Genomic DNA, 11,895 nt, shown 5'->3' with positions numbered 1-11,895 from the left:
GTGTTGGCCTGGACTGCATGATTTAGGCGCCCTGCCCCTTACTCCGACAGGGCCCGGCGTGCTCCAGCGCCACAAATCACGTTTTACGTCCAGGCCAACACCCCACCCCGCCCCCGTCCCCGACCCCGGTACCCCGTGTCATTTCAGCCGTCCGGCGTTTGAGGACCGGGGTCTGGGGCGGAGCCCCAGGGGGTCCGGGGACCCCTTTTCAGCCCGTCCGGCGTTTGAGGACCGGGGTCCGGGCAGCGCCCGGGGAACGGTGGAAGGGCGGGTAGGGGACAGCCCCGCAGGGCCACCCCGGGGCGGCAGCCCCAGGGCACGGTCCGCCAAGCCGCAGCCGCGTAGGGCAGGGCTCCCCGGGAGCCAGGGCTGCGTAGGGTGGCCCCCCGGGGCCGGTCAGACCCGCGCAGGGCTCAGCGGAGCCAGGCTCGGCATCAAGCGCAGCGCGTTGTCCCGGTTGATCCCCCGCAGCTGCGCCGCACTCAGCGCGGGATCACCCGCCAGCGCCGGCAGCGCGATGTCCGTGACCATCTCCGAAGGACACGCGGGCCAGTCACTGCCGAAGAGGATGCGGTCGGGGGACGCCATCGCCAGCAGGGTGCCCGCGGGGGACATGGGCCCGGCCGTGTCGTAGTAGAAGCGGAGCAGGTGGTCCCGCACCATCGCCGGGTCGACGGGCGGGGTGAGCGCCCCCGCGAAGGCCTGTACCCGGGTGGCGATGTGCGGGAGGAAGCCGCCCGCGTGCGGCAGGATCACCGACAGGTTCGGGAACCGGTCCAGGGTGCCCTTGTGGATCATGTTCAGTGCGGCCCGCGTGGTGTCCAGCAGGAAGTCGCACAGGAAGTGCGGGATCCCCGGCACGGCCACCGCCCCGGGCCCGCCGCCCGCCCCCGGCCCGCGGCCCGCGCCGGGCCCGGAGTTCGGACCGGGTCCGTGGCCCGCGCCGGGCCCCGTGTCCGGTCCCGGTCCGCCGCCTGCGCCCGGCCCGCCGCCCGGCCCGGGCCCCCCGCCGAGGCCCGCGCCGGCGCCCGGCAGGTTGTGCGGATGCGTGTCCACCACGGCGGAGCGTTCGTTCAGTTCCGCGAAGAGGGGGTCGTAGGAGGGGTCGCCGAGGTAGACACCTCCGTAGTTCGCCGTCACGTTCACCCCTACCGCCCCCAGCTCGTCGAGCCCCCGCCGCAGCGCCCAGCGGGCGACCTCCGGGTCGTCGAGGAAGAGAGGGGCGTGGAACGCGAAGCGGCCCGGGTGGGCTTCGGAGACCTCCGCCGCCGCCCGCAGGGTGACGGCCGTGGCCTCGCGCAGTTGGGCGGACGTCGCGTAGCGCGCCGGCAGCATCGGCTTGAGGACGGCGGTGGCGATGCCCGCGCGGTCCATCAGGGCCAGGGCCGCCGCCGCGTCCCAGCGCGCCCACGGGGGAAGGGCCTTGCGGTTCGCCAGGCCCTGGCCCTCGGCCCACTCCAGCCACTCCGGTGCGCAGAAGTGGTGGTGGACGTCGATCCTGCTGTCGCTGCCGTCGTCCGGCTGGGGCGGGAGAGGAGTGATGTCTGCGATGTCCGGCATGGAGGGGACCTTATGGCGGGGCCGCGCGGGTGATCGCGGGACGGCGCGGGAACCCGGCGGATCCGCTCAGGCGGGCGTAGTTTCGGGCCCGAACGGGGTAACGGGCGTTATGCGGGGCGCGGGCCGAGGCAGGGAGCTGGCTGGACAGTCGAGCCCCGAGCCCCACGAGAGGTCTGAGCCGTGACGACCGAACCCGCAGTGGCCGTGAGTGACGGCCTTCCCGTCGGCGAGGCCCAGGCGGCCGTGTCCATGGGCACGCCGGAGTACCGTACGTGCCCCTACCCGGTCTACCGGTCGCTGCGCGAGCAGGCGCCCGTCTGCAAGCTGACCACGCACCACGGGGTGGACACGTATCTCATCACCCGGTACGAGGACGCCCGCCTCGCGCTGTCCGATCCGCGCATCGGCAAGGACATGCACGAGGGCATCGAGATCTACCACGCGGTCTTCGGGGACAAGTGCGACGCCCTCGACGACAACCTGATCTTCGCGGACCCCCCTCGGCACACCCGGCTGCGGCACATCGCCCACGAGGCCTTCACCCCGCGCCACGTCAAGCTCCTGCGCCCGCGCATCGAGCAGCTCGCCGGCGAACTGCTGGCCAAGTGCCCGACGGACACCCCCGTCGACCTGATGGCCTCCTTCGCCCTGCCGCTCCCCGTCATGGTCATCTGTGAACTGCTCGGGATCGTCGGGGACGAGCGCACCGACGTCCTGAAGTGGTTCGGGCAGGTGACGCGCTCCCGGTTCAGCAAGGACGCGGCCGACGACCTGGCCGCGGCCGAGCACTGGCTGCGGAACTACTTCCTCGGCCTGGTCGCCCGCAAGCGCGCGCAGCCCGCGGACGACTTCCTCACCGTGCTGATCCAGACGGAGCACGAAGACGGGGCGCTGACCGACGACGAGCTCGTCTCGATGATGTGGGTGCTGCTCTTCGCGGGGCACAAGACGACCACGTACCAGATCGGCAACGCCGTCTTCTCGCTGCTCTCCCACCCCGACCAGCTGGCGCTCGTACGGGCGGACCGGGGGCTGCTGCCGCAGGCGGTCGAGGAACTCGTCCGGTTCGAGTGCTCCGTGGAGACCTCCACGTTCCGCTACGCCCTGGAGGACCTGGAGATCGGCGGAGTCGCCATCGCGCGGGGGTCGCTGGTCCAGATCGCGATCTCGTCGGCGAACCGCGATCCGGAGAAGTTCGCGGAGCCGGACACCCTGGACGTGACGCGGAAGGGCGTGCAGAGCACCCACCTCGGTTTCGGCTACGGACCCCACTACTGCCTCGGCGCCCCGCTGGCCCGGATGGAGCTGGAGACGGCGCTGACGGCCCTGCTCGACCGGTTCCCCGACATGGTCCTGGCGACTCCGGAGCCGGGCCGCGAGGAGTGGCTCAAGGGACCGTTCCCGGCCTTCCGCGGGCTGGAGAGGCTGCCGGTCGCCCTGGACCCGTCGCGGACCGTCGACGACTGGACGGCGACCACCTCCGGTTGATCCGCACGCCCTCGCGCCGCCGTACACCCCGCCCGCCCCGCGGATCCTCCTGAAGGATCCGCGGGGCGGGCGCATGTCCGGAAGGGCTTACGAGCCCTGCGGCGCCTGCGGTGTCTCCAGCGCCGGGTCGACCACCGACTCCCCCCGGGAGGCGCGGCGGACGGCGTCCGCGAGGTCCTCGACCGGGCCGTCCCGCAGGACCAGGCCGGCCGCGCCGGCGGCGAGGGCGGCCTGGGGCAGGCCGGGATGGGCGGAGCCCGTCAGGACCAGGATGCGGCATTCGGGATCCTCCGCCAGGAGCGCGGGTACGCGGTCCACCGACTCGGTCAGCGCCACCGCCGGGCGGGCCAGGGGCGAGGCCACGACCTCGATGTCCGGCTGGAGGCCGAGGAGGACCGCCAAGGCCGGGTTCGGGGGGTCCAGGAGCACCCGCAGGGATCGGACAGGGCGCTGGGCGACGGGCATCTCATCCACCCGGCCAGGGTAGGGGCGAAGTGCCCCGTACCGGCGCAACGCGCCGCACCCGAAGTGTGGCTGACAGATCGTCAGGAGTCTTCCCAAGTGCTGGGGCGTGCGTTATACATTCCTTCACCGGGCAAGCTAGAACGCGTTCTAGAGTGCCGGGTCCCGCATACGACCTCGGTGCGGCCGACGGTGCGGACGGCCGCGCCGAGGTCTTCCAAGGCACCGCGCTTGTTGCACAGCCGGTGCCCCAAAGACGGTGTTTCCAACACAGGGAGCAGCACGCCCATGCCGATCGATGCCGCCAAGGCCCTCGCCGCCGAACCCCGCAAGGGGAACATCGCCTGGGACCACAAGGACATCCAGCTCTACCACCTCGGACTCGGCGCGGGGACCTCCCCGAACAACCCCGGGGCCGCCACCGACCCCGACGAGCTGCGCTACACCCTGGAGTCCAAGCTCCACGTGCTCCCCAGCTTCGCGACCGTCGCGGGCGCCGGGATGGCCATGATGGGCGGCCTCGCCGCCCCGGGCATCGAGGTCAACCTCGCCAACGTGCTGCACGGCAGCCAGTCCATCGAGCTGCACCGGCCCATCCCGGTCAAGGGGGAGGCCGCCTCCACCGCCACGGTCGCCGCGGTCTACGACAAGGTCAAGGCGGCGGTGATCGTCCTGCGCACCGAGGTCGCGGACGCCGACGGGCCGCTGTGGACCTCCGACGCGTCGATCTTCGTACGCGGTGAAGGCGGCTTCGGCGGCGACCGCGGCCCCTCCGTCAAGGCCGAGCAGCCCGAGCGGGCGCCCGACCGGGTGGAGGAGCGGAAGATCCGCGAGGAGCAGGCGCTGCTGTACCGCCTCTCCGGCGACTGGAACCCGCTGCACGCGGACCCCGAGTTCGCCAAGCTGGCCGGCTTCGACCAGCCGATCCTGCACGGCCTGTGCTCGTACGGAATGACCCTGAAGGCCGTGGTCGACACCCTCCTGGACGGCGACGTGTCCCGCGTCCGCGCCTACCGCACCCGTTTCGCCGGGATCGTCTTCCCCGGCGAGACCCTGCGGATCCGGATGTGGCAGGAGCCCGGCCGCGTCCTCGTCACGGTGAGCGCCGCCGACCGGGACGACGCCCCGGTCCTCGCCGACACCGTCGTCGAACACTCCTAACCCGTCACCCGTCACAGACACAGCCAGGCAGACCGAAGGAGCCGCACCGTGCGCGCAGCACTGCAGAGCGAGATAGGCCAGGACAAGCTCGAGGTCGTCGAGGACATGCAGGCCGTGGGCTTCGGCCCCGGCAAGGTCAAGATCCGCATCAAGGCCACCGGCCTGTGCCACTCCGACCTCTCCGCGATGAGCGGCGTCCTCCCGCAGCCCGCCCCCTTCATCCCGGGCCACGAGGGCTCCGGCGTGATCACCGACGTCGGTGACGGGGTCACCAGCCACAAGATCGGCGACCGGGTCCTGGTCTGCTGGCTCCCGCCCTGCGGGCACTGTCCCTCCTGCAAGCGCGGCCAGGGCCACCTGTGCCTGGAGGCCTTCGGCAACGTGGCCACCCCCAACTTCCAGCGCGGCGACAGCAGCATCTTCGGCTTCGCCGGCACCGGCACCTTCGCCGAGGAGATGGTGGTCCCGGCGGGCTGCGCCGTACCGATCCCCGACGACGTGCCCTTCGACATCGCCGCCCTGATCGGCTGCGGAGTCACCACCGGTCTGGGAGCCGCCATCAACACCGCGAAGGTGGAGGCCGGTTCCTCGGTCGCCGTCATCGGCTGCGGCGGCGTCGGCATCTCCGTCATCCAGGGCGCCAAGGTCCAGGGCGCCGCCCAGATCATCGCCGTCGACCCGGTCGCCTCCCGGCGCGAGGCCGCGCTGCGCTTCGGCGCCACCGAGGCGGTCTCCCCGGAGGAGTTCGCCGACGCCAAGAACCGGATCACCGCGGGCGAGGGCTTCGACTACGTCTTCGAGGTCGTCGGCAAGTCCGCGACCACCAAGACCGCCTACGACATGACCCGCCGCGGCGGCTCCGTCGTCGTGGTCGGCGCGGGCGCCCTCGACGACAACTACTCGATCAACATGTTCTCCCTCTTCTTCGACGAGAAGAAGATCCTGCCGTCGATGTACGGCGGCGGCGACGTGCTCCGCTCCTACGAGCGCACCATCGCGCTCTGGCGGGCCGGCCGGGTGGACCTGGCGGGCCTGATCACGCACCGCGTGCAGCTCGCCGAGATCAACGACGCGCTCGACCAGATGCGTACGGGCGTGGCCCTGCGCACCTGCATCGAACTCTGACCCGTTTCGAGAGGAACCGTACGGATGTCACTGCCACTTGAGGGACTCGTCGCCATCGTCACCGGGGCGGGCCGCGGCCTCGGCCGGTCCGAGGCGATCGAACTCGCCCGGCTCGGCGCGAGCGTGGTCGTCAACGACTTCGGGCAGCCCGGCCGCGACGGCTCCGGCGAGGCCTCGGCCGCTCCGGCGGAGGAAGTCGCGTCGGAGATCCGCGCCGCGGGCGGACAGGCGGTGGCGCACCTGGGCGACGTGGCCGACTTCGAGCAGGCGCGCGAGCTGGTCGAGCTGGCGGTGAACAGCTTCGGCAAGCTCGACATCCTGGTCAACAACGCGGGCATCCTGCGCGACCGGATGGTCTTCTCGATGTCGGAGCCGGAGTGGGACTCGGTCATACGGGTCCACCTCAAGGGTCACTTCAACACGACCCACTTCGCCTCCGTGCACTGGCGCGAACGCTCCAAGGCGGCGGGCGGACCGGTCTACGGCCGCATCATCAACACCTCCTCCGAGGCCTTCCTCGGCGGCTCGGCCGGCCAGCCCAACTACGCGGCGGCCAAGGGCGGCATCGTGGGCCTGACCACGTCCACCGCCCTGGCCCTCGCCAAGTACGGGGTCACGGCCAACGCCATCTGCCCGCGCGCCCGTACCCGTATGACCGAGGACGTCTTCGCGGGCTTCCAGGTCCCGGAGGAGGGCAAGCTCGACGCCCTCGCCCCCGAGCACGTCTCCCCGCTCGTCGGGTACCTGGCCTCCCCGGCCTCCGCCAAGGCCAACGGGCAGCTGTTCGTCGTCCACGGCGGCATCGTGGTCGTCATGGAACGCCCCAAGGTGGCGGCCAAGTTCGACACCACCAAGGAGTCCTTCTCCTACGAGGAACTCGACGAGGTCCTCACCCCGCACTACGACGCCCGCCCCGCGAACGAAACCTTCGCGGCGGCGGAAGTCCTCGGCCTCAAGCACGACGGCTGACGGACGCGCACGACGCCCCAGGGGCGGCAGGTCCCCGAACCCGCCGCCCCACGGGCATGCCCGCACACGGGATCACCGCAGGAGCGCGAAGGCCAGCGGCCCGTGCAGGCCGGGGCGTGGGCGACCGGCGGCGGAGGGGCTCACCCCAAGGGGGCCTGCTGCAAGGGGACCGGGCGGGTGGGGGCCGGGGGGAGGGGGATGGGGTCCAGGCGGACCGGCGGGGGCGGGGAGAGCGGGAGAGTCATGCCCAGGAGGCCGCAGGGGACTTCGGGGGTGGCGTACGGGAGGTGCAGGCGGCCCTCCGGGGTCCAGCGGCCCGTTCCGCCGAGCCAGCCGGCCGGGGCGCCGAGCCGGAACACGTGCCGGTCGGCGGGGCGCCACAGGGCGAGCCCCGCCACGGAGCCGCCGTAGCCGTCGCCGGCCTCGTCCACCCGGAGCGCCACCCCGCAGCTCTCCGGCATCAGCACCTGCCCCGGCTGCACCGCGAACGGCGTCGCCGTGGCCCCGACGGCCCGCAGGCACTCGGGGAACCGCACAGGCCGGGCGCTGCCCAGCACCCCCCAGCCGAGCCGGGGTTCGCCCGGCGCGTCCGAGCGGATCAGCAGCAACCCGCTGTCGGCATCGGCCAGCAGCAGCCGGTCGTTGCTCGCCTCCGCGATCTGGAGCAGCGGCGAGATCTCCCCGCCCCGCCACAGGTCCACGGCCACCGCCTTGGTCACCGGCCCGGCCGGGCCGTCCAGTTCGCGGTCCAGCGCCAGCAGCCGGCCGGTCCGGTCCAGCCAGACCCCGCCCGAGCACCGCCCCGGGATCCGGGCGACCCGCTCCGGCCCGAACGGGGACCCGGCCACCTGCCAGACCGTGGTCGAGGTGGCCCCCACGGCCAGGGCGAAGGCCCCGTGCCCGTCGGGGGACGGGGGCAGCAGGGTGATCCGTACGCCGTCGGCCTCGGTGCCGTCCTCCGGCGCGATCGCGCCGAGCTGCAGCTCCCCGGTCCGGGGCCCGGATCCCGCGGCGCCCCCGCCCGTCGGGTACAGCAGCGCGAAGGCGTGCCGCTCCGCGACCCGCCGGCGGATCAGCACCCGCCCGTCGGTCAGCGGCAGCACCTCGCTGTCGGCCTCCTCGGGCTGGGCGAGGGGCAGGGGCACCGCGTACGGCTCGGGCCCGGTCAGCGTCCAGCGCTCCGGGTAACGAGCCTCGCCGTCCCCGGCCAGCCGGGCGGCGTAGGACCCGTCGGCGGCGATGGTGAACGGGGTCGCGCTGGTCTTCTCGATGGCACAGACAGTCATCTGCGGACACCTCCGCCGAGGAAAGTAGTGATCGCGCTTCTCTCCGGACAACGCGACGATCCCCGCTTCACACATACGGGTGGCGGAGTGACGATTCAGCTGAGGCGGGGGAGGCGATTGTGCTGTGCGATATCGGGGCGTTTAGGGTGAGGAGGCTGGTTAGGTATACCTAACCGCTTTTGCCGATCTTTCGGATCTTTCCGTGTTTCGCCCCCTCCCCATCCTCAGGAGACGCTCCATGTCCCTCCGACGCCGCACGCCCCGAGGTGGCTCCGTCGCCGCCGTCGCCCTGGCCGCTGCCGCCGCACTCGTCCTCACCGCCTGCGGAGGCCGGGACGACAAGGCCGCGGAGCCGGGCAAGGCAGCCGCGGCCGGGGGCACCGAGAAGAAGGCCGCGGCCCAGGGCGGCAAGGACTTCTCCGACGCCGCGAAGAAGACGGCGGCCTTCGGGACCACCGCCGCGGCCGGGCAGTTCCCGCGCACGGTCACCCACGCCATGGGCTCCACCGAGCTGAAGGCGGCCCCCAAGCGGGTCGTCGTCCTCGACGTCGGCGAGCTCGACAACGTGGTCTCGCTCGGCATGCGGCCCGTCGGCTACGCGCCGACCGAGGGCGACGAGGGCATCCCCGGCTACCTGAAGAAGGACGCCGGCGAGCCCAAGTCCGTCGGCACCATCAACAACCTCAACCTCGAAGCGATCAATGCCCTCAAGCCCGACCTGATCCTCGGCAGCCAGTTGCGTTCCGCGGACAAGTACGACGCGCTCTCGAAGATCGCCCCGACCGTCTTCTCCATCCGCCCCGGCTTCCCGTGGAAGGAGAACTACCTCCTGAACGCCGCCGCCCTCGACAAGACCGCCCAGGCCAAGGCCAAGCTCGACGCCTACCAGGCCAAGGCGGCCGCGCTCGGCGCGGACCTCGGCGAGAAGAAGCCGACCGTCACGATGCTGCGCTACATGCCCGGCAAGACCCGCCTGTACGCCGACGCCTCCTTCATCGGCACGATCCTGAAGGACTCCGGCATCCCGCGCCCGCAGAACCAGCAGGTCGAGGACCTCGCGGTGGAGATCAGCCCGGAGCGCATGGACGAGGCCGCCGCCGACTGGATCTTCACCGGCGTCTACGGGGCCAAGGACAAGACCAAGCGCGACTCCGCCGAGGACAACCCGCTGTGGAAGGGCCTGGAGGCCGTGAAGCAGGGCCGGGCGAAGGACGTCCCGGACGAGACGTGGTACCTGGGCCTGGGCGTGACCGCCGCCGACAAGGTCCTGGACGACCTGCGCGGCTTCCTGGTCAAGTAGCCGGCACGGTCCCGTTCCCGGTCACGCGGCCCGCCCGGTCCCGGTCCCGGTCCCGTTCCCGGTCACGTGGCCCGTACGGTCCAGACCGGGCCGAGCCCGGGGAGGTCCGCCGAGCGGGCCTCCTCCGGCTCGGGGGCGAGCCCCAGCCGCTCCCGGACCGCGCGGGTCAGGTCGTGCCGGCCGCCCATCGCCCGGGTCACCTCCGCGAGCAGCTCCCGCCACATCGGCCGGGCCACCGCCTCCCCGTGCAGCGCGGCCACCCCGGCGGCCTGCGCGTACCGCCCCCGCAGGGTGACCGGCTCGTCCGCCCCGTACAGGTCGCTGCGCCGCGGCAGTACGGCGTTCAGCAGTGGCAGCGCCTCCGCCGGCCGGTCCCGCGCGGACAGGGCCAGCGCGAGCCGCAGCCAGGCGTCCACCGTCAGCCGGTCCCCGCTCCCGAGCAGCGCCTCCAGATCCGGTGCCAGCTCCTCCCACTGCGCGAGGTCCGCCGCCGGACCGGCCGCCCGGGCGGTCAGCGCCAGCAGGTAGCGGGCCCGTAGCACCAGCTCCCCGGCCGGACCCTGGTGCGCGTACAGCGCCGGCATCAGTTCCCCGAGCAGCGCGCGCGCCTCCGCCGGGCGGCCCGCGCCCTCGGTGTGCTCGGCCAGCCGGAACCGCGCCAGCAGCGTCAGCGGATGCTCCTCACCGAGCGCCGCGGTGCAGTCGCTGATCAGCACCCGCCAGGTGGGCAGGGTCTCCTGCGGGGTCCCCGCCTCGGCGACCCAGCCGGCCATCACGATCCGGGCCGCGTACGTCTCCTCGCGCCCGTCCTCCAGCAGCCCGACGAGATTCGCCACGAGCACCCGCAGCCGGACGGCCGCCTCGGGGTTGCCCCGTAGCCGCAGGACCGCGTCGCACAGCTCGCGCCGGGCGTCCGCGCAGAGCGCCCCCACCGTGCGCTGTTCGGAGTCCAGCCGCGGGATCAGGGAGAGCCACAGCTGGACCGCGCCGATGTCGTCACCGGCCTTGGCCAGCTGGGTGACGTACTGGTACCGGGTGTGCAGGGTGAGGCTGTCGCTCTCCCCGAGCACCCGGCGCAGGTCGCGCACGATGTCCGCGTAGAGCCCGGCGGCCTCGCGCAGCGCCCCCGCGTTCGCCAGGTACCAGGGCAGCAGGCAGCGGGCGTAGAGGGTGCGGCGGTCCCCGGGGCCGTGCAGGGCCTCCATGCGCGGCACGATCTCGCCGAGCAGCGCCGAGGCCTCCCCGAAGAGTCCGTCCCGGGCGCAGGCGCAGGCCAGGTCGAAGCCGAACTCCACGGTCAGCGGGTCCCCGGGGCCGAACAGCCGGACGGTGTCGGCGAGCACCTCGCCGAGGGCCAGCCGTGCGATGCCGGGGTCGTCCTCCGCGCGCGCCGCCCGGCCGCGCTCCACCAGCCCGGCGCGGATCCGGGCGCTGAAGGCCTCGCCGGGGTCGGGATCGGCGTATTCGCCCTCCAGCACCTCGTCCTCGTCCTCGTCGCCGGCGGCCTCCCCGGCCCCGCCGTCCTCCCCGTCCTCCCCGCCTCCGTGTAACGGCGGTGCGGGCGGCAGGTCCGGCTCGGTCGGTACGTAGGCCCCCGCACCGGCGGCCGCGGCCCCCGCACCGGCCTCCGCGGCGGCCGGGGCCGCCGACGCCGCGAGCGTGCGGCTGAGCGTGCGCAGCCGGTCCACCACCTCGGCGGCGTCCGCCGGCCGGTCCGCCGGAGCCTTCGCGAGCAGCTCCATGACCAGCCGGTCCACGGGCGCGGGCACCGGCCGGTACGCGCTCGGCGGCGGCGGAACCTCGTGCACCTGCTGGTACATGACCTGGAGCAGGCCCCGTTCCAGGGTGAAGGGCGGGCGCCCGGTGAGCATCGTGTAGAGGAGGCAGCCCAGGGCGTACAGGTCGGTCCGCCCGTCCACCGGCCGGCCCTCGCACTGCTCGGGCGCCATGTAGGCGGGGGTGCCGACCATCCGGGCACCCGTGAGCTTCGTGTGGTGGGTGTCGTTGTCCTCGAGGAAGCGGGCGATCCCGAAGTCGAGGAGCTTGACCAGCCCGCCGTAGGTGACCATCACGTTGCCGGGCTTGAGGTCCCGGTGGACCACCCCGGCCTCCGGCCCGTGCGCCGACTCCAGGGCCAGCGCGATCTGCTCGGCCCAGGCCAGCGCCTGCGGCAGCACGGGCAGCCGCTGCGCGAGCTCCTCCGCGAGCGAGCGGCCCCGTACGAGCTCCATGACGATGTACACGAGCGGTACGTCGTCCTGCTCGACGCTGTTGTAGTCGTACACGGCGACGATGTGGGGGTGCGCGAGCCGTCCCGCGGCCGTCGCCTCCCGGCCGAGCCGGGAGACCAGCTCCGGGACCAGCGCCGGATCGGCCTCCTCGCGGATCAGCTTGATGGCGACCTTGCGGCGGATGCGCCGGTCGATGCCCTCCCAGACCTCGCCCATGCCGCCCACGTCCAGGCGTCGGACCAGCTCATATCGGGCGTCGAGCACTTCTCCGGCACGCATGGATCCCCCCGTTTCCCCTGCCGCCGCAGACAGT

At 73.1% G+C, this 11,895-nt stretch carries 9 protein-coding genes; 5 read left to right on the top strand and 4 right to left on the bottom strand.

Going from position 1 to position 11,895, the window contains the following annotated elements; genetic code table 11:
• Nucleotides 1-396 precede the first annotated feature (396 nt).
• On the bottom strand, nt 397-1,560 hold the full coding sequence (locus ACFYYB_RS09155; protein WP_389434187.1) for an amidohydrolase family protein: 1,164 nt from the start codon (nt 1,558-1,560) through the stop codon (nt 397-399).
• Between the two features lie 180 nt (nt 1,561-1,740).
• On the opposite strand from ACFYYB_RS09155, the gene ACFYYB_RS09150 reads away from it, so the two are divergent.
• Nucleotides 1,741-3,048 (top strand): cytochrome P450, encoded by a 1,308-nt coding sequence (locus ACFYYB_RS09150; RefSeq protein WP_389434186.1) that lies wholly within the window; start codon nt 1,741-1,743, stop codon nt 3,046-3,048.
• 87 nt (nt 3,049-3,135) lie between these two features.
• Here ACFYYB_RS09150 and ACFYYB_RS09145 read toward each other — a convergent pair whose 3' ends face one another.
• Nucleotides 3,136-3,513, bottom strand: a complete 378-nt coding sequence (locus tag ACFYYB_RS09145; protein WP_389434973.1) for a DNA-binding response regulator — start codon at nt 3,511-3,513, stop codon at nt 3,136-3,138.
• A 285-nt stretch (nt 3,514-3,798) separates the two neighbouring features.
• Here ACFYYB_RS09145 and ACFYYB_RS09140 point away from each other — a divergent pair, with 285 nt between their 5' ends.
• Genes ACFYYB_RS09140 through ACFYYB_RS09130 form a run of 3 tightly spaced genes read left to right on the top strand, consistent with a single transcriptional unit; the run spans nt 3,799 to nt 6,765 of the window.
• Nucleotides 3,799-4,671, top strand: coding sequence for a MaoC/PaaZ C-terminal domain-containing protein (locus tag ACFYYB_RS09140; RefSeq protein ID WP_389434185.1), 873 nt, complete (start codon nt 3,799-3,801; stop codon nt 4,669-4,671).
• 48 nt (nt 4,672-4,719) lie between these two features.
• The gene (locus ACFYYB_RS09135) at nt 4,720-5,796 is read left to right on the top strand and encodes a Zn-dependent alcohol dehydrogenase (protein WP_266958368.1); all 1,077 of its coding nucleotides are present in this window, start codon (nt 4,720-4,722) and stop codon (nt 5,794-5,796) included.
• 24 nt (nt 5,797-5,820) lie between these two features.
• On the top strand, nt 5,821-6,765 hold the full coding sequence (locus tag ACFYYB_RS09130) for a 3-oxoacyl-ACP reductase (RefSeq protein WP_389434184.1): 945 nt from the start codon (nt 5,821-5,823) through the stop codon (nt 6,763-6,765).
• Between the two features lie 140 nt (nt 6,766-6,905).
• Here ACFYYB_RS09130 and ACFYYB_RS09125 read toward each other — a convergent pair whose 3' ends face one another.
• On the bottom strand, nt 6,906-8,051 hold the full coding sequence (locus ACFYYB_RS09125) for a hypothetical protein (RefSeq protein WP_389434182.1): 1,146 nt from the start codon (nt 8,049-8,051) through the stop codon (nt 6,906-6,908).
• Between the two features lie 238 nt (nt 8,052-8,289).
• On the opposite strand from ACFYYB_RS09125, the gene ACFYYB_RS09120 reads away from it, so the two are divergent.
• On the top strand, nt 8,290-9,351 hold the full coding sequence (locus ACFYYB_RS09120; protein ID WP_389434180.1) for an ABC transporter substrate-binding protein: 1,062 nt from the start codon (nt 8,290-8,292) through the stop codon (nt 9,349-9,351).
• 62 nt (nt 9,352-9,413) lie between these two features.
• Here ACFYYB_RS09120 and ACFYYB_RS09115 read toward each other — a convergent pair whose 3' ends face one another.
• Entirely contained in the window at nt 9,414-11,861 is a 2,448-nt protein-coding gene (locus tag ACFYYB_RS09115; protein WP_389434179.1) for a protein kinase, read from the bottom strand.
• Nucleotides 11,862-11,895 lie beyond the last annotated feature (34 nt).

The organism is Streptomyces sp. NPDC002886 (assembly GCF_042888445.1).
Lineage (GTDB): Bacteria > Actinomycetota > Actinomycetes > Streptomycetales > Streptomycetaceae > Streptomyces.
The sequence above is the reverse complement of the archived record's forward strand: the minus strand, read 5'-3'. Positions and strand labels throughout refer to the sequence as shown.